Genomic DNA, 16,365 nt, shown 5'->3' with positions numbered 1-16,365 from the left:
TAAAACAGTCAACAGTGATTGTAATTTCACCGCCTCGACAATCGGGCGCTTCAGCCCTGACCGAACTTCGCGGCGCGCTTCTGCGCGTAGGCGGCGATGCCTTCGCGGCTGTCGGCGCTGGCGAGCGTGGCCTTGCCCCAGGCGTTGCCCATGGCGAGCGCCTGCGTAGTGTCCATGCCGGTGGACAGTTCGTAGAGTTCACGCCCGTTGTTGATCGCCTGCCAGCTGTTCGCCAGCATGGCCTGCGTCACCTCCAGCGCGCGGCCCAGCAGGCGGTCGCCTGGCACGACTTCGGTGACGACGCCGAGGTCGTAGAGACGGCGGGCGGGCACCAGTTCGCCGGTCATGATCATGGCCAGCGCCGTGGCGCGGGGCACTTGCGCGGCAAGGCGCTGGATGCCTCCGGCGAAAGCGAAGAGGCCGCGCTTGACCTCGCTCACGCCCATCAGCGCTTGTTCGGCCGCAAAGACCATGTCGCAGGCCATCATGATCTCGAACCCGCCCGCGACGGCGGTGCCATTGATCGCGGCGATCAGTGGCTTGGTGCGTCGGCGTTCCGTGATGCCGCCGAAGCCGCGGCCGGGGATCAGGCCGTGACCGGCGCCGATGCGCTCGGCTTCCTTCAGGTCCATGCCCGCGCAGAAGGCGCGGTTGCCGGCGCCGGTAACGATGATCGCGCCCACGTCCGGATCGGCCTCTGCAGCCGAGATCGCCTCGTCCATCGCGCGGGATGTGGCCGCGTCGAGCGCGTTGCGCGCATGCTCGCGGTCGATTGTCAGCAGGCATACGGCGCCGCGGCGTTCGACGATAAGGCCGGTCATTGCGCTATTCTCCCGAAGTTATCCGCCGTCCCTGGATGGTGAGAACCGTTTCTCGAATCGCGACGGCATATAAGCTGATCGATAATATGGGATGAGGATAAATTGAAAGCTTTTGAGAGGCTCCATCACCATGGATTAATAGTGGACGATATTCATCTATCCATGGATCAGTTGAAAAATGGACTTGGCGTTGAATGGGCGCCAATTCGCAAATTCGATCCTATTAGGGTATGGCTTCCTGATTCCGGTTGGTCCGAAGCACATCTGACGGTCACTTATTCGCGGCAGGGGCCGATTCATGTCGAATTGATCCAGATGGTTCCGGGCGGGGCCTACGAGGCGCTGCGTGCCGTTTCCGCGGCTCATGTGGGAGCCTGGGTGGACGACGTCGGCGTAGAGGTGGAAGCGCTGCTGGCGCAGGGCTGGAAGGTCATCGCGGCGGGTGCGTCTCCCAAGCATCGTTATGGCCAGATGGCCTACATGGTGCGCGGTGACGGCCCGGTGCTGGAACTGGTGGGTGAGCCGATCCGGCCGATGATCGAAGACTGGATAGGGTCGTGAGCGGGGGCATGAGCGGGGCGGCAGTCGCTCTCGTCGAGCCGGGAGAGCAGGCGGCGCCGCTGCCGGAGGATACCGAGCCTGCGCCCACTGCGGCGGCGTGGTATCTGATCTTCGTTCTGACCCTGGCCTACACCGCCAGTTTCGTGGATCGGCAGGTGCTCAACCTGCTGGTGGCGCCGCTGAAGGCGGACTTCGGGCTGTCCGACACGCGGCTCAGTCTGTTGCAGGGAGTGGCGTTCACCGCCGCCTACATCCTGTTCAGTCCGCTGTTCGGCAGGCTGGCTGACACCGGCAGTCGCAAGCGGATCCTGATCGGCGGGGCGATGCTGTGGAGCCTTGGCACCAGCCTCTGCGGCCTTGCGCGCGGGTACTGGCAGCTGTTCTTCGCCCGCGCGGCGGTGGGCGGTGCGGAAGCGAGCATCACCCCCGCTGCGTGGTCGATCATTGCCGACAGCTTTCCCACGCGGATGATCCCGCGCGCCTTCAGCATTTTCCTGATGGGACCGTACATCGGCGGCGGGTTGGCGCTGATCTTCGGCGGCTTGCTGCTGGAAGCGGCGCAGGGGTGGGACCTTGGCGCGGTGCCCTATCTGGGCGCGCTGCGACCGTGGCAGGTGGTGTTCCTGGTGGCGGGCATCCCCGGCCTTCTGATCGCGCTGCTGATGCTGCGGATCCGCGAGCCTGCTCGCAAGCTGGCGGCGCACGATGCGGCGCAGATGCCGTTTGGGCAGGTCTGGCGTACTTTCGCGGACCGGCGGGACTTCTATGGCAACTTCTATGCGGGCATGGCCTCGCTTGTGATCGTGCTTTACGCCTTCCCGGCGTGGATGCCGGCAATGCTGATGCGGCGCTTCGGAGCCAGCGCGGCGACGGTGGGGGTGCAGTACGGCGTGGCGGTGCTCATCACCGGTTCGATCGGCGTGCTGGCCGGGCCGGTGATCGCGGGGTGGCTGCGGAGGCGGGGCCACCATGATGCGCTGATGCGGGTGCCGTTCTTCGCGGCGCTGGCGCTGATCCCGATCTCGCTCGCGCTGGCCTTCGCGCCCAGCTACGAATTCGCGATGGTCGTGGCGACGCTGGCGAGCTTCACCTATTCGCTGCCGCAGGCGCTGGCCTCTTCGGGCCTGCAGATGGCGACGCCCAACCGGATGCGGGGGATTTCCTCGTCGGTCTACGTCTTCGTGGCGAGCGTGATGGGCCTTGGCGCCGCACCGACCATCGTGGCGCTGCTGACCGATCATGTCTTCGCGGACGAACGCAGCGTGGGCCTGTCGCTTTCGGTGACTTGCGCGGTGGCGGGGGCGGTTTCGGCGTTCTTTGTCGGGCGGGCGCTGAAGGGCTATCGGCGGGTGCTGACCTTGCAATAATCCGTCGTCCCGGCGTAGGCCGGGACCGCTGGCAATCCTTGAGGCGATAGCTTGCAATCGCGCCCAGCGAGGCGGGCTGTTCACGGCCAGCGGTCCCGGATCAAGTCCGGGATGACGTTGATTATAGAGTTTCCACGCTCCCCAGCACCACCGTCGCCTGGCTGGATAAGGTGCCGCCGTTGCCGTGCGCCAGTGCAACGTCCACACCGGACAACTGGTTCGCCGCCTCGCCCCGGATCTGGCGCGCGGCTTCGATCACCGCGAACAACCCGTACATCCCGGGGTGGCAGCACGAGAGGCCGCCGCCGTTGGTGTTCACCGGCAGGCTGCCGCCCGGCGCGATGGCGCCGCTGCTCACGAAGCGGCCGCCTTCGCCCTTGGGGCAGAAACCGAGGTCTTCGAGGAACAGGATCGTGTTGATCGTGAAGGCATCGTAGAGCTGCGCGGTACGGATGTCGGACGGGGTGACGCCTGCCATCGCCATCGCCCGTGCGCCGGACTCCTTCGCGGCGGTGACGGTCACGTCCTTTGCCTGCGCGATCGAGTTCCACCATGTCGCCGCCGCCGCGCCCAGCACCGGCACGGCGGGCTTGGACAGATCGCGTGCGCGATCGGTGCGGGTCATCACGATCGCCGCCGCGCCGTCGGTGACGAGGCAGCAGTCGCGCACCGAGATCGGGGTGCTGATCATGCGCGAGGCAAGGCAGTCCTCCAGCGTCAACGGGCCTTTGGCGAAAGCCTCCGGGTTCGTGTTCGCCCAGGCCCGCGCTGCCAGCGCCACCGCGGCGAGGTCTTCGCGGGTGGTGCCGAATTCGTGCATGTGCCGCGCCGTGGCCAGCGCATAGGACGTCAGCGGGAACAGCGGCGCATAAGGCGCATCCCATTGGTTGCTGGTGATCTTCGTCGCCAGCTTGCCGCCGTTGCTGCGCTGGTTGGAGCCATAGGCGATCAGCGCGCAGTCTATATAGCCCGCCTCCAGCATCATCGCCGCCACCGCCATGTGGCTCATGAAGGCAGAGCCGCCGGTGCGGTTGTTGTCCGTATAGCGGGGTTGCAGGCCAAGATATTCGGCGAAGGACAGGCCGGAGAAGAAGTCGTCCGGTTGGCAGATGAACAGCGCGTCCACCTGCGGAAGGGTCAGCCCGGCATCGGCCACGGCCAGCAGGGCGGCCTGCGCGGTCAGCTCCATCGAGCTGAACCCGGGCATCTCGCCGATCCCGAAGGTGGCAAGGCCGGCAATGGCGGTGCGGCCGCGAGGGAAGGTATCGCCCATCGTCAGTCCTCCACCGGCCGGAACAGCAGCAGCGGTGCTTCCCCGCTGTGGTCCACGAAAGCCTCCACGCGCATCCCGATCGCCAGCGTTTCGGGCGTCACACCCTCCACCCGGCTCATCAGCCGCGCGCCTTCGTCGAGGTCTATCAGGGCGACGTGGTAGGGTTCCGCCGGCGGCTTCCGGTTGATCCACGAGAGCGTGTAGACATGGCCGCGCCCCGATGCCTCGAACCATTCGAGCGGCTCGCCGCTGCCCGGCGCGGCAAGGCGCGGCGGGAACACCGCGCTGCCGTCCGGCGCACGCTGGAGCAGCAGCCTGCCCTCGGCCAGCGCCGTGCGCCAGTGGGCTTCGGGGGAGCGCGTTTCCGGGCTCATGCCGCCGTCCGCACCGCGCCGCGCGCCTGCAGGTCGGCGATCTCCTCGGCCGAGAAGCCCGCTTCGCGCAGTACGTCGAGGCTCTCGCCGCCCAGGGCCGGGCCGGGATCGCCGATGGCGCCGGGGGTTTCGGAGAAGGTCGTCGGGATGCCGGGGAAGCGCAGGGTGCCTTCAGGCGTCTCGCGCTCCTGCCAGAAGCCGGTCTCGACAAGGTGCGGATCGTCCAGCAGGTCGGTCAGGCTCTTGATCGCGGTGGCGGGGATGTGCGCCTGCCGGAACAGTTCCACCCATTCCTCGGTGCTGCGCGTCTCGATCACTTCGGCCACCTTCGCCAGCACCGTGCCGATGTTCTGCGTGCGCGACCGCATCGAGGCGAACATCGGATCCTGCGACCATTCCGGATTGCCCAGGGCATCGAAGAACGCGCGCCAGTGCTTGTCGTTGTAGATCATCACGCCGATGTAGCCGTCCGCCGTGCGATAGGGGCGCCGCGCTTCGGACGTGGCGCGGGGGTATTCCGGCGGGCCTTCCGGCGGCACGAACAGCGAGCCGCACAGGTGCTCCACCATGGCGAAGGACACCAGCGTCTCGAACATCGGCACTTCGATTTCCTGGCCGATGCCGCTCTTTTCGCGGGCATAGAGCGCGGCGATCACCGAGTAGGCGCCGGTGAGGCCGGCCACCTTGTCGGCGATGACGGTGGCGGCGTAGGTCGGCTGCCCGCCGGAAAGCCGCGCCTGTAGGTCGACGATGCCCGATGCGGCCTGCACGATGTCGTCATAGGCGGGATAGTCGCGATAGGGGCCGCTGCGGGCGAACCCATAGAGGTTGGCGTAGATGATCTTCGGGTTCGCGCTTTTAAGCGCCGCATAGTCCAGCCCCAGACGCCCGATCGCGCTGGAACGCATCGAGTGGATGAACACGTCGGCGCTTTCAGCCATCTTCAGCAGGGCGGCGCGCGCCTCCGGCTGCTTGAGGTCGAGCACGATCGAACGCTTGCCACGGTTGACGTTGAGGAACATCGCCCCGCGCGAGGCGTCCGGGCCGGGCGGGATGAAGCGCGTGGTGTCACCCTGCGGGCTCTCCACCTTGATCACGTCCGCGCCGAGGTCGGCGAAGATCTGCGTCGCATAAGGCCCCATCAGCACGCTGGTGAGATCGAGCACCCTGACGCCCGCCAGAGGTCCCTTGCCCTTACCGCTCATTCGTATTCTCCGATGATGAAGTGACCGCGCTGCGGCCCGTGTTTTCTGGAAAAGGATTGCCCCGAACACCCGTCGCCCCTGCTTGCGCAGGGGCGACGGAAAACGGTCGGCGTGGTGATATCGCTTGGGCCTTTGACAGCCCTCGGCCCAGCCCTACGCTCGGGCGCATACACGCACACACGTGAGGGGAGTTTGCCGGAATGAAGGTTCATCTGATCGCCGCGGGGAAGTTCCACGACATCGACTACGCGCGCCTGGAACTGCTCAAGCTGCTGGCGGAAACCCCGCGCATCCGCACGTCGGTGGCGGCGGACTATGCCGATCTGGCGAGCCTGGAAGCGGCTGACCTGCTGATCACCTATACCTGCGATCTGGTGCCCACGCGCGGCGAGGAAGTCGCGGCGCTGGAAGCGTTCCTGGCGCGCGGTGGGCGCTGGCTGGCGCTGCACGGGACCAACGCGGTGCTGCGCTTCGGCGCGGACGGCGTGGTCGATACGCCGGACGAGGTGCCCGCCTTCACCGGCCTGCTCGGTACGCGCTTCGCCGGCCATCCGCCGATCGCGCCGTTCAAGGTCTTCGTCACGCGGGGCGATCACGAGATGACGCAGGGCCTGCGCGATTTCCGGGTGGAGGACGAGCTGTACCTGACCCACCGCACCGCCGACATCGACGTGCTGCTGCACACCAGCTTCACCGGCCGCTGCGACGAGTTCCGCGATGCCGACTGGGACGAGGCCGAAGTGCCCGTGCTCTACGAGCGCAAGGTGGGCGAGGGCAGGGTCCTCTACCTCACGCTCGGCCATTGCCGGGGTCATTACGACCTGCTGCCGGTCAGCCCGTTCTGGCCGCACCCGCAGCGCTGTGCGTGGAACTACCCGGTGTTCCACGAACTGCTGCGGCGGGGCATTCGCTGGGGTCTTGGTCATGCCGCCTGATCCTGCGGCCTGAGGGCGTGGAGCTGGGTTTCGAGCGCTTCGAGCACCGGCTCCACCAGATCGGCGTCCATCGCGCCCGTCAGCAGGTTGATCGCCATGCCCTCCATCGTCGCCTGCGAGATCGCCATGGCCAGCGCGAACTTCTCGGGGCTGGCCTGCCATTCGGGATAGAGCTGGACGGCGAGCTGGTTGAACCGCTCGCGGAACTCCACCTGCAGCGGCATCAGCACGGCGGCAAGGTCGGGACTGGTACGTGCCGCCACCGCCAGTTCGTGAAAGGCGATGAAGGCGGGCTTCTGGATCTGCTTCCAGTACGTGCGCACCATCGCCCCGTGATCGAGCGCGCTGCGCTCCGCCGCGCGGCGAAAGGCGCGCAGGCGGCGCTCGTGCAGGTGCATGATCGTCGCCTTGACCAGCGAGACGCCGTTGTCGAAATGATGCAGCATCGCCCCGCGTGACAGCCCCGCCTCGATCGCCACCTGGGGCGTCGTGGTGCGCGAATAGCCGCTGCGGACGAGCACCCGGATCGTCGCGTCGATCAGCCGCGCGCGGGTCTGGGCGCTTTTCAGCGCCTGCATCGTCGGTTCGTCCGCGCCGGGTCGTCTCACTGGATCGCGCTCTCCCACGCCGTGCGGGCCGGTGGGTTCCGGCCTCGCCAACCTGATCGGTAGCGCAATCCGGGCGATAAAAAAAGACATTCATGAACGTCTTTTATAATTATGCTGCGGCGAATCCAGCGGGGATCAAAGCGGATGTGCAGGCGCGATAGCCATTCTCCCCCGTTCTTCTTTGCGAGCGCAGCGAAGCAATCCAGAGCAGCATTGAACCGCTCTGGATTGCTTCGCTACGCTCGCAATGACGAAGTGGGTGAGAGAATTAGCTGCCCGGCTTCCCTCGCAGCGCCGCTTCCATCCGGTCGATCAGCGCCGACAGCCGCTCCGTTTCCGACGGTCCGCGCGGTTCGCCCGGATCGGACAGCACGCCGCAGAGCAGCACGTCGACATACCGCTTCGCCTCCGCGTCGATGTCGAGCGGGCGGCCGATGAAGCTGGTGCGCATAGCGACGTGCTCCAGCCCGCCGAACATCATGTCGCGGATCATCACCGGATCGACGTCGGCACGGACTTTGCCCTCGTGCTGCGCCTGCTGCACCGCCTCGACCACGCTATGCGCGAAGACGTGGTTGAGCTTGTGCAGCGCCGACCCGCGATAGTCCGCCCAGCGCAGTTCCTGGTAGAACACGCGGTGGAAGCGCGGCGTCTCCTCGATCGAGCGCATGAAGCGCGCGGCGATCAGCGTCAGCTGCGAACGCAGGTCGGTGATGTGCCGCAGCTCTGCGATCAGGCGCTCGACGAAAGGCGTCGCCCAGTCGACCAGCACCTGGTTCACCAGTTCCTGTTTGCTGTCGTAGTATTTGTAGACCGTAGCCTCGGACACGCCCGCCAGCTTGGCGATCCGCGCCATCGAGGTGGCTGTGGTGCCTTCCTCCTCGATCAGCCGGCGCGCGGCGGCAAGGATTTCCTGCGGGCGGTAGTCCTTGCGCCGCCGCCAGGCGAGGGGTTCGGCCTCCGTGGTCTTCACCGGGTTCGCCATGATAATTGAACCATCCTCATTACTGGCCTCGATTGCGGTTGACTCCGGCGAAGCCCGAGGTCAGCTTTACGCCCAATCGCGCGACATGCAACACGTGGGCGCGGACTTACCAAGCAGCCATTCCGGGAGAGGCATGGACCATTTCGCGATACCGCCGGGGCGCTTCCTGCTGTCTGCCGGGCTCGACGATGCGATCCGGCGGTCCTGCGCCGCGCCGCAGCGCCGGGCCAAGGAGGCGCACCCCGTCTTCGCCTTTGTCGCGGCGCTGGGCGGCATGGGCGCGCGGGTGGGCGACGTGTGCCGTGCGCTCGGCCTCGCGTTCGACGAGGGGGCGGTGCTGGGTCGCTGCCGGATCGACTATGACGCGCCGCTGACGGTCGATACCGGGTACGACGTGGCCGCCCGCGTCGTCTCGCTGGAGCGCAAGGCAAGCCGCAGGTTCGGCGCGGCCGACCACCTGACCCTGGGCATGACGGTCAGCGCCGCCGGGCGGCCGCACGCGCGGGTCAGCCTCACCACGATCATGCCCGCGCCCGGTCCGGCCGTGCAGGCACCCGCATGAGCGAGTGGGAACTTGGCGCCGTGCCTGCCGAGGCGATGGCGCTGTGGTGCGAGGCGCTGGGCGACGACAATGCGATCCACGTCGACCCCGCCGCGGCCGAGGCGCTGGGCTTCGGCCCTCGCACGGTCAACCCGGGGCCGACGAACCTCGCCTATCTGCTCAATATGGTGATGGAAGCGCGGCCCGGCCGGGAGATATGCTCGATCGAGGCGGCGCTGCTGGGCAACGTGCTGGCGGGCGACGGCGTGCTGGCGCGCGGGAGCTGGGACCAGGACACCTGCGACGCCGAACTCGTGGTCGCACCCGACAACGTCGTGCTCAGGGCAAGAATAGAAACGGACGGGAGAGACAGCGATGATGGAGAAGGCTTTCGCAGCCAGCGTCTATGACCTTGTCGCCATGCGCGCGCGGGCGACCCCGCAGGCGCTGGCGATCGTGCAGGGCGGGATGCGCCTCGGCTATGCCGAGGTGCTTGCCTGCGTCGATGCGGTGGCCGCCGATTTTGCCGCGCGCGGGCTCGTGCGCGGGCAGCGCGTGGCGATCCTGTCGGAAAACCGCTTCGAGTACACCGCCGTCCAGCTTGCCTGCGCGAAGCTGGGGCTGATCGCGGCCTGCCTCAACTGGCGGCTCTCCGATGCCGAGATGCGCCACTGCGTCGAACTGGTGGACCCGTCGCTGCTGGTCGCCTCGCCCCGCCATCTGGCCTTGGGAGAGAAGGCGGCGAACGGTCGTCCCTTTGCCGCCATCGATCGTCTCGGCGCGGCGGGAGAGACCGCCAGCGTGGCCGAACCGGAAGACGGCCTGCTCATCATCTACACCAGCGGCACGACGGGGCTGCCCAAGGCCGCCGTGATCAGCCACCGCGCCGAAGTCGCGCGGATGTGCGCCATGCGGCTCGACATGGGCGTGGCGATGACCGACGCCTACGTCTCGTGGGCGCCGATGTTCCACATGGGCGGGACCGAGCACCTGCTGGCGACGCTGATGTGCGGGAGCACCGGGATCATCGTCGACGGTTTCGACGCCGATGCGCTGGTCGATGCGCTTGAGGAATTTCCCATAGGCTGGCTGATGCTGGTGCCCGCCACGATCGAGCCGCTGCTCGAACGGCTCGAGGCGCGGGATGCCAGGGTGCGCGGGGTCAAGGCGGCGGGCTGCATGGCGGACCTCGTCCCCTCCGCCACGATCGCGGCGATCACCCGGGCATTGGGCGCACCTTACCTCAACTCCTTCGGTGCGACCGAGACGGGAATGCCGCCGCTTTCGGCCGATCTCATCCCGGTCGGCACGATGCCTTCGGCTTTCCCCAAGCGGCTGAGCCTGCTGTGCGACTTGCGCCTGCTGGGTGCGGACGGCAACGAGGTGCCAGACGGCGAGACCGGCGAGGCCTGCGTGCGCGGGCCGACGCTGTTCAGCGGCTACTGGAACGCCGAGGCCACCAATGCCGAGTGCTTCGCCGGAGGCTGGTTCCACATGGGCGACCTGTTCCGCCGGACGCCTTCGGGCTACGACTTCGTCGGCCGCTCCAAGTACCTGATCAAGTCGGGCGGCGAGAACATCTATCCGGCCGAGATCGAGCGCGTGCTGTTTGCCGATGCGCGCGTCAACGATGCCATCGTCGTGCGCCGCCCGGACCCGCAATGGGGCGAAGTGCCGGTGGCGGTGATCGCGCGCAACGATCCCTCGCTCGACGAGCAGGTGGTGATGCAGATGTGCCGGGACGCACTGGCGGGGTACAAGCGCCCCAAGGCCGTCCGCTTCATCGCGATGGAGGCATTCCCTCGCAGCGCCAGCGGCAAGATCATCCGCGAGGAAGTGGAGGCGATGATCGGATGAGGCAGGTTGACATTTATCGCCAAATAGGTTATATGACCCGGCATCCGATCCGGCGATGATCACGCCGGAAAGGTGTATCGGGTCGGCGCCGTGGGCCGGGATGCGGTTTCAAGCCGTGATCACGCAAACCACGCGCCCGTTCGAAGACCCGGACTGTCTCTGAGCTACTGGAAACGCCGTCCATACGTTCCTGCGACACACGGCAGGACATGGGACGACCATCCCGGATAGCCGTCGGCCGATAACGACGCGAACCCTAACGACGGCCACATGGGACTTTCCGATGGAATACAGGTCGAGCCGGGCTGCACCGTGAGTTACCCGGCCGCTCGCCAGAGCTTCACGGAACACAAAACCCCGCGTCCCGGTGAGGACGCTCCCGACGCCGACCCGATGTTCACCTCGGTTGCGTTAAATTCCCCGGCGTAATGGCCCGCACTCGCCAGCGGGTATTTTTGTGTGCCCGCGTCGCACGCACAACCCCGTCATCCCAGCGAAGGCTGGGACCGCTGGCCGCGCAACGCCCAACCCCTCGTCGGGGCGTCCGGACGCGAGTTGGCCGTAACAGGCCAGCGGTCCCAGCCTTCGCTGGGATGACGGCTTTGCCTGGGAATTCCTACCTGACTTTGGCTCGGGGAGGATTCAGGCCTTCTTGCGTTTTTTCCTTGGGGCCGCCGTCGACTGGCGGACGATCAGGCGATGCGGCAGCACCACCTCGCGCGCGGGTCCTTCGTGGTCCTGCTGCAGCAGCGAATCCAGCATCAGCCGCATCGCCGCCTCGCCGATCTCGACAGTAGGGATGTGCACCGTCGTCAGCGGCGGGATGGCGAAGGCACCGAAACGCAAGTCATCGAAGCCCGCCACCGACATCTCGTCAGGCACCGAGATGCCGCGTTGCTGCAGCGCGCTCATCGCGCCAAGCGCCATCTCGTCGTTGGCGCAGGCGACGGCGGTGAATTCCGCTCCGCTGTCGAGCAGCCGCACCATCGCATCGTAGCCCGACTGCAGCGAAAAATCGCCGCGCGCCACCAGCGCCTCGTCGAACTCGATACGCGCACGCAGCAGTCCCAGCTTGTAGCCGGAGAGGCGGTCCATCGACATGAACTGGTCGAGCGGGCCGGTGATCGCGGCGATGTGCTGGTGTCCCAGTTCCGCCAGATGGCCGACGACGAGGGCGCTGGCCTCGTGGTTGTCGGTGCGCACGCGCGGCAGGTTGAGGTCGGGCGGATACTCGCAGGCCGCGACCATCGGCGGCAGCTTGCTCTTGGCCGGGGGATTGAGGACGATGTCGGGCAGATTCTTTTCCAGCAGGATCAGCCCGTCGGCCTGTTTGCCCGCGATCATCGAGGTGAACTTGTTGAGCGCGTCGACGTCGCCCTCGGTGATGCCGAGCAGCACGCGCATCTTGTTGGCGCGCGCGACGTTCTCGATCCCCTCGACGAAGGCTGAGGTGAACGGATTGTAGATGCTGGGCACCGCGACGATCACGTTGTCGCTGCGCTGGCGGCGCAGGCCCGCGGCAAGGTGGTTCGGCTCATAGTTGAGGTCGGCGATGGCCGCCTCGATCCGCTCGATCGTCGCGGGGCGCACCAGCGAGGGCGTGCTGAGCGCGCGCGACACCGTCGCTACCGATACTCCCGCGACGCGGGCGATGTCCTTGATGTTCGCCATTGGATGTAAACGTTACATAGCGGCGAGGGGCGGGGCAAGCGAAGTTGCGAAGGGTGCAACTTTCGTCACGCCCCCGCAATCACCTCCGCCGCGCGCCATGCGAAGGCCATGGCCGGGCCGTTGGTGTTGCCCGAAATACCGGTCGGCATCGCCGAGCAGTCGGCCACGTAAAGGCCGGAGACGCCGTGGACACGCAGCCCCGCGTCGACGACACCGTCCTCAGCCGAGCCCATGCGGCAGGTGCCGGTGCCGTGGAGGCCGGTGGAGACCATCCAGTTCGCCGCCTGCTGGATTTCGTCATCGGTCTGGACCGAGGGGCCGGGCACGGTTTCGGTACCGATATAGGGGGCTAGGGCGGGCTGGCTCATGATTTCGCGCACCTTGCGGATCGCACGCAGGATCGTGGCGCGGTCCTCGGGCGCGGTGAACCAGTTCGGCACGAGGCGCGGCGGGGCCGCGGGGTCGGTGCTCGCCAGTTCGACGTAGCCGTGGCTGTTCGGGCGCAGGCAGAAGGCGGTGGCGGTGATGCCGGGGATGGCCTCGGTCTGGCCGCGACCGGCCTCGGGCTTGTCGTCCTCGGACGCTGCCATCGAATAAGGCGAGATGCCGAGCTGCAGGTCGGGCCAGTCCTTGTCCGCCTCCAGCGAGGCCATGACCGAGACTTCCGGCAGCAGCGAGGCCATGAGGCCCTTGCCGGTGAGGATGTAGCGCAGGCCATGCCAATAGGCGCGCCAGCCCCGGAATTCGTGGTTGAGGCCGCGCGCCTTGTTGAGCCGCCATGACAGGGCGACCATCATGTGCTCGTTCATGTTGCGGCCGACTTGCGGGTTCTCATGCACCACATCGATGCCGTGGCGCGCGAGGACATCGGCCGGGCCGATGCCGGAAAGCTGGAGCAGCTTGGGGCTCTGCAATACGCCTGCGGTCAGGATCGTGCGGCCTGAGGTGAAGGCTATATCCTTGCCTTCCACCTCGGCGAGGACGCCGGTGGCCTGCTTGCCCTCGAACGTGACGCGGCGCACCAGCGCGCCGGTCAGGATGGTGAGGTTCGGGCGCTTCGCGGCGGTCTTCAGAAACGCGGTATAGGCCGTGACGCGGGTGCCGCGCGGGTCCACGGTCTGCTGCGTGCGGCCCGCGACTTCGGTGCCCGGCGCGTTGACGTCGTCGAGGACGGGAATGCCCGCCTCGCGCGCGGCCTGCAGGATCGCGCCGGTCAGAACCGGGTCGCCCTCCGGCACTTCGGTGACTTCGAGCGGGCCACGCTTGCCGCGACGACCGTAGCCCTTGCCGTGGAAGTCCTCGAGTTCCTCGTAGCAGCGCTCGATCTCGGCCCAGTTCCAGCCTGCGTTGCCCTGCGCTTCCCATGCGTCGTAGTCGCGGGGCTGGCCGCGGAAATACCACGTGCCGTTGACCGCGCTCGAACCGCCGAGGCCCTTGCCGTAGAACCAGGTTTCGCCAGCGGGGCGCTCGCCCTGCTGCTCGGCGGGGAAGGGCCAGTACCACTTGGGCTTGGTCCAGATCTTGATCATGCCGCGCGGCATGCGGACCATCAGTTCCTCGTTGCGGCCGCCGGCTTCGAGGAGGAGCACCTGTTTGGCACCGTCGGCGCTGAGGCGCTCGGCGAGGACGCAACCGGCGCTGCCCGCGCCGACGATGATGTAATCGAACTCAGTGCGCATGGTCTGCCTTATAAGCAGGAAGGAAGCGGAACAGGATCAGCGAGAGGCCCATCGCCACGTAGCTGGCGGCGGGCAGCCAGACGTGCCCGGCCATGACGGCGGTGACGACCTCGGGCGTGACGGGAGCCTTGGCGTCATAGGCGGCGAGGCTGAGGAACCACGCGCCTGCCGCGCCGCCCACGCTCATGCCCAGCTTCACGCCGAAGCTGGAGGCAGCGAACAGGAAGCCCTGCGCCCGGTAGCCCGACTTCCACGCGCCGTAGTCCACCGCGTCGGCCATCAGCGAGAACAGCAGACCGCCGATCAGGCCCTGCCCGATGTAGGCCACGCAGTTGGTCGCGATCAGCCAGGTGTGGTCGTTCGACAGCGGCATGATCGCGGTGAAGACGGTGGCGACGGCAGCCCCGATCGCGCCGGTCATGCGCTTGCCGATGGCATTGGCGCAGACGCCCGCAAGACCGGTGCCGACCAGAACGGCGAGCATCGTCAGCATGAGGGTGGAGGTGAACTCGGCCTCGCCCAGCACGCTCTGCGCGAAGTAGACGAAGGACTGGATGTGGCCGGTGAAGCCGATCCAGAAGAAGAAGTTGACCAGCATCGTCGCGATCCAGGGCCAGTTGCCCTTCGTCGCCTGCAGCGACTGTGCGGTGGTGAGTTTGGCGACGGAATGATCGACCTCGACCCGCTCGCGCGTGTTGGCGAAGGCATTGAGCATGCAGACCAGCGTGATCGCGCCGGTGATCGCGGCGAGGACTAGAAAACCGTGCGCCTCGTCCCCATTACTGAAGCTCTTGACCAGCGGCAGCGCGGCGTAGCCGATGCCGACCGTGGCCGAGGAACCGATGAACTCGCGCAGGGCGTTGACGGTGTTGCGCTGCTTGGGATCGCGGGTCAGCGTCGGCAGCATGGAATTCAGCGGCAGGCTGACGGCGGAATAGAGAATGCCCATCAGCGTATAGGTCGCGAAGATGAAGGCGATCTTCTGCCAGCCCTCCAGCGGCGGTGCCCAGAACACGATGGCGCCGCACACCGCGAATGGTACGGCGAGCCAGAGGAGGAACGGTCGATGCTTGCCCCAGCGCGTTTCGGTACGGTCGATCAGCAGGCCCATCAGCGGGTCGAACACCGCATCGACGCAGCGCGCGATCAGGAACAGCGAGGCGACGGTGCCCGCGCTGACGCCGTAGACGTCAGTGTAGAAGTACAGGAGGTAGGCATTGGTCATGCCGAACGGCAGGTTGATGCCGAAATTGCCCAGCGCGTAGCTGAGCTTCTCGCGCCAGGTCAGCGCGCCGTTCACGCAGCGGTCTCGTCGGAAAGGCGGTCCAGCACATCCCCTGCGAAGGCGAGGGACTTGCGGGTTTCGGTCAGAGGATCCGGCACGGCGTCGATCTCCAGGATGGCCCACTTCTGGTCGGACTTCGATAGCATGAGCCTCGCCCAGCCGTCGAAGTCCACGGTGCCTTCGCCGATGGCGCAGAAATATTCGCGGTGGGCGTGATGGATGCCGTGATCGATCGGGATGTTGATCGGCATCGCGCTCTTCGCGTCCTTCCAGTGCGCGGTGACGACACGCTCGATGTGGCGCGCGACGACGGTGACCGGATCGCCGCCCGAAAGCAGGATATGGGCGCTGTCGGGACAGAAGCCGACGTAGACTGGATCGGTCAGCATCAGCAGCAGGTCGATGTCGCGGGGCTGGCAGAAGGTGGAGTGGGCCTCGGTATGGAGCGCGAGGCGCACCCCATGGCGCAGCGTAAACGCGCCGAGACGGTTGCAGAAGTCCGCCGCCTTGCGCGTGAATTCCATGTCGACGAAGACCGGCGGCTCGGCGTCCCAGCTGGTACGCATCGGCAGGCCCATGACCATGATGTCGGAGCCCCAGGCGGCAAGGGCTTTCGCGGATTCTTCAGCGCTGTCGAGCCACCGCGCTTCGGTCTGCGCATCGCCCATGCCGCCCTCGATGGCGACGTCGGCGAAGAAGCCGCTGGCGATCGAGAGGCCGCGTTTGTCGAGTTCGCCCTTGGCCGCTTCTATCGAGCCGTAAGCAGCGATCAGGCTGGCCGGGCCGAAGGGGTCGAAGGTCAGTTCGATGCCGGTAACGCCGCTTTCCTGCAGCGTGTCGAGCATGCGGTCCCAGAACGTGCGCGGCTGCTCGCGGCCGAAGGTGACGACCTCCTGCTCATTCGCCATGCCCCAAAAACCGGGATGGAAGAATGTGATGAGATCGACCCCGAACGACAGCATTTAGATGAGCACCTCAGCCTGCGATGGCGCCCCGGCCATCGCCGCGCGCCCTCAATGTAAACCTTTTCTTTCATTAAAAAGGCCCAATCCTCGCATGTTGTCAAGCGATGGCTGAGCCGTGCTTGCGCAAATGGCGGATTTCCGCCTAAACAATGAGTGGTATCGTTTTCATTAAGCGGGCAAACGCAGGCCGGCAAGCGGGAAAGGAACGTTCTGTGTGATCGCATTCGCATGGGGCTGA

The 16,365-nt window shown here is 66.7% G+C and carries 16 protein-coding genes; 6 read left to right on the top strand and 10 right to left on the bottom strand.

Features of this window, described 5'->3' with window-relative positions:
* Nucleotides 1-50: 50 nt before the first annotated feature.
* Entirely contained in the window at nt 51-821 is a 771-nt protein-coding gene (locus ACODRZ_RS07535; RefSeq protein WP_488969249.1) for an enoyl-CoA hydratase/isomerase family protein, read from the bottom strand.
* Nucleotides 822-923: 102 nt separating this feature from the next.
* On the opposite strand from ACODRZ_RS07535, the gene ACODRZ_RS07530 reads away from it, so the two are divergent.
* Complete coding sequence (locus tag ACODRZ_RS07530; RefSeq protein ID WP_488969248.1) at nt 924-1,382, top strand: VOC family protein; 459 nt, start codon at nt 924-926, stop codon at nt 1,380-1,382.
* An 8-nt stretch (nt 1,383-1,390) separates the two neighbouring features.
* On the top strand, nt 1,391-2,749 hold the full coding sequence (locus tag ACODRZ_RS07525) for a spinster family MFS transporter (RefSeq protein WP_488969247.1): 1,359 nt from the start codon (nt 1,391-1,393) through the stop codon (nt 2,747-2,749).
* Nucleotides 2,750-2,870: 121 nt separating this feature from the next.
* On the opposite strand, the gene ACODRZ_RS07520 is transcribed toward ACODRZ_RS07525, so the two are convergent.
* The 3 genes from ACODRZ_RS07520 to ACODRZ_RS07510 are packed head-to-tail and all read right to left on the bottom strand — an operon-like array spanning nt 2,871 to nt 5,601.
* Nucleotides 2,871-4,022, bottom strand: coding sequence for a thiolase (locus ACODRZ_RS07520; protein ID WP_488969246.1), 1,152 nt, complete (start codon nt 4,020-4,022; stop codon nt 2,871-2,873).
* Between the two features lie 2 nt (nt 4,023-4,024).
* Nucleotides 4,025-4,396 carry a Zn-ribbon domain-containing OB-fold protein gene (locus ACODRZ_RS07515; RefSeq protein ID WP_488969245.1) on the bottom strand — a complete coding sequence of 124 codons (372 nt, stop codon included), beginning with the start codon at nt 4,394-4,396 and terminating at the stop codon, nt 4,025-4,027.
* Nucleotides 4,393-5,601 carry a CaiB/BaiF CoA transferase family protein gene (locus tag ACODRZ_RS07510; RefSeq protein ID WP_488969244.1) on the bottom strand — a complete coding sequence of 403 codons (1,209 nt, stop codon included), beginning with the start codon at nt 5,599-5,601 and terminating at the stop codon, nt 4,393-4,395. The genes ACODRZ_RS07515 and ACODRZ_RS07510 overlap by 4 nt, the downstream gene beginning before the upstream one ends.
* Before the next feature lie 200 nt (nt 5,602-5,801).
* On the opposite strand from ACODRZ_RS07510, the gene ACODRZ_RS07505 reads away from it, so the two are divergent.
* Nucleotides 5,802-6,536, top strand: a complete 735-nt coding sequence (locus ACODRZ_RS07505; RefSeq protein ID WP_488969243.1) for a ThuA domain-containing protein — start codon at nt 5,802-5,804, stop codon at nt 6,534-6,536.
* Here the strand turns inward: ACODRZ_RS07505 and ACODRZ_RS07500 are convergent.
* Both ACODRZ_RS07500 and ACODRZ_RS07495 read right to left on the bottom strand, forming a co-directional pair.
* The gene (locus tag ACODRZ_RS07500; RefSeq protein WP_488969242.1) at nt 6,524-7,144 is read right to left on the bottom strand and encodes a TetR/AcrR family transcriptional regulator; all 621 of its coding nucleotides are present in this window, start codon (nt 7,142-7,144) and stop codon (nt 6,524-6,526) included. The two genes, ACODRZ_RS07505 and ACODRZ_RS07500, sit on opposite strands and share 13 nt — an antisense overlap.
* A gap of 268 nt (nt 7,145-7,412) precedes the next feature.
* Nucleotides 7,413-8,129: a TetR/AcrR family transcriptional regulator gene (locus ACODRZ_RS07495; protein WP_488969241.1), complete on the bottom strand. Its 717-nt coding sequence runs from the start codon at nt 8,127-8,129 to the stop codon at nt 7,413-7,415.
* Between the two features lie 133 nt (nt 8,130-8,262).
* On the opposite strand from ACODRZ_RS07495, the gene ACODRZ_RS07490 reads away from it, so the two are divergent.
* From ACODRZ_RS07490 to ACODRZ_RS07480, 3 genes are read left to right on the top strand one after another with little or no spacing between them, the layout of a single operon-like run.
* Nucleotides 8,263-8,691 carry a hypothetical protein gene (locus ACODRZ_RS07490; protein WP_008829114.1) on the top strand — a complete coding sequence of 143 codons (429 nt, stop codon included), beginning with the start codon at nt 8,263-8,265 and terminating at the stop codon, nt 8,689-8,691.
* On the top strand, nt 8,688-9,080 hold the full coding sequence (locus tag ACODRZ_RS07485; protein WP_488969240.1) for a MaoC family dehydratase: 393 nt from the start codon (nt 8,688-8,690) through the stop codon (nt 9,078-9,080). The genes ACODRZ_RS07490 and ACODRZ_RS07485 overlap by 4 nt, the downstream gene beginning before the upstream one ends.
* Complete coding sequence (locus ACODRZ_RS07480; RefSeq protein ID WP_488969239.1) at nt 9,046-10,527, top strand: class I adenylate-forming enzyme family protein; 1,482 nt, start codon at nt 9,046-9,048, stop codon at nt 10,525-10,527. The genes ACODRZ_RS07485 and ACODRZ_RS07480 overlap by 35 nt, the downstream gene beginning before the upstream one ends.
* A 642-nt stretch (nt 10,528-11,169) precedes the next feature.
* Here ACODRZ_RS07480 and ACODRZ_RS07475 read toward each other — a convergent pair.
* From ACODRZ_RS07475 to ACODRZ_RS07460, 4 genes are all read right to left on the bottom strand, one after another.
* A complete protein-coding gene (locus ACODRZ_RS07475; RefSeq protein WP_488972980.1) occupies nt 11,170-12,198 on the bottom strand; it encodes a LacI family DNA-binding transcriptional regulator in 1,029 nt (342 codons plus the stop codon).
* A 65-nt stretch (nt 12,199-12,263) separates the two neighbouring features.
* Nucleotides 12,264-13,877: a GMC family oxidoreductase gene (locus ACODRZ_RS07470; RefSeq protein ID WP_488972979.1), complete on the bottom strand. Its 1,614-nt coding sequence runs from the start codon at nt 13,875-13,877 to the stop codon at nt 12,264-12,266.
* On the bottom strand, nt 13,867-15,177 hold the full coding sequence (locus ACODRZ_RS07465; RefSeq protein ID WP_488972978.1) for an MFS transporter: 1,311 nt from the start codon (nt 15,175-15,177) through the stop codon (nt 13,867-13,869). The genes ACODRZ_RS07470 and ACODRZ_RS07465 overlap by 11 nt, the downstream gene beginning before the upstream one ends.
* A complete protein-coding gene (locus ACODRZ_RS07460) occupies nt 15,174-16,124 on the bottom strand; it encodes a sugar phosphate isomerase/epimerase family protein (RefSeq protein ID WP_488972977.1) in 951 nt (316 codons plus the stop codon). Before ACODRZ_RS07460 ends, ACODRZ_RS07465 begins: the two co-directional genes overlap by 4 nt.
* Nucleotides 16,125-16,365 lie beyond the last annotated feature (241 nt).

It is taken from the genome of Novosphingobium sp. FG90 (assembly GCF_057808725.1).
The sequence above is the reverse complement of the archived record's forward strand: the minus strand, read 5'-3'. Positions and strand labels throughout refer to the sequence as shown.

Bases quoted from the DNA above. Each gene is read 5' to 3' on its own strand.
- ACODRZ_RS07535 (WP_488969249.1), bottom strand. From the start codon at position 821: ATGACCGGCCTTATCGTCGAACGCCGCGGCGCCGTATGCCTGCTGACA.
- ACODRZ_RS07525 (WP_488969247.1), top strand. From the start codon at position 1,391: ATGAGCGGGGCGGCAGTCGCTCTCGTCGAGCCGGGAGAGCAGGCGGCG.
- ACODRZ_RS07520 (WP_488969246.1), bottom strand. From the start codon at position 4,022: ATGGGCGATACCTTCCCTCGCGGCCGCACCGCCATTGCCGGCCTTGCC.
- ACODRZ_RS07515 (WP_488969245.1), bottom strand. From the start codon at position 4,396: ATGAGCCCGGAAACGCGCTCCCCCGAAGCCCACTGGCGCACGGCGCTG.
- ACODRZ_RS07510 (WP_488969244.1), bottom strand. From the start codon at position 5,601: ATGAGCGGTAAGGGCAAGGGACCTCTGGCGGGCGTCAGGGTGCTCGAT.
- ACODRZ_RS07505 (WP_488969243.1), top strand. From the start codon at position 5,802: ATGAAGGTTCATCTGATCGCCGCGGGGAAGTTCCACGACATCGACTAC.
- ACODRZ_RS07495 (WP_488969241.1), bottom strand. From the start codon at position 8,129: ATGGCGAACCCGGTGAAGACCACGGAGGCCGAACCCCTCGCCTGGCGG.
- ACODRZ_RS07490 (WP_008829114.1), top strand. From the start codon at position 8,263: ATGGACCATTTCGCGATACCGCCGGGGCGCTTCCTGCTGTCTGCCGGG.
- ACODRZ_RS07485 (WP_488969240.1), top strand. From the start codon at position 8,688: ATGAGCGAGTGGGAACTTGGCGCCGTGCCTGCCGAGGCGATGGCGCTG.
- ACODRZ_RS07480 (WP_488969239.1), top strand. From the start codon at position 9,046: ATGATGGAGAAGGCTTTCGCAGCCAGCGTCTATGACCTTGTCGCCATG.
- ACODRZ_RS07475 (WP_488972980.1), bottom strand. From the start codon at position 12,198: ATGGCGAACATCAAGGACATCGCCCGCGTCGCGGGAGTATCGGTAGCG.
- ACODRZ_RS07470 (WP_488972979.1), bottom strand. From the start codon at position 13,877: ATGCGCACTGAGTTCGATTACATCATCGTCGGCGCGGGCAGCGCCGGT.
- ACODRZ_RS07460 (WP_488972977.1), bottom strand. From the start codon at position 16,124: ATGCTGTCGTTCGGGGTCGATCTCATCACATTCTTCCATCCCGGTTTT.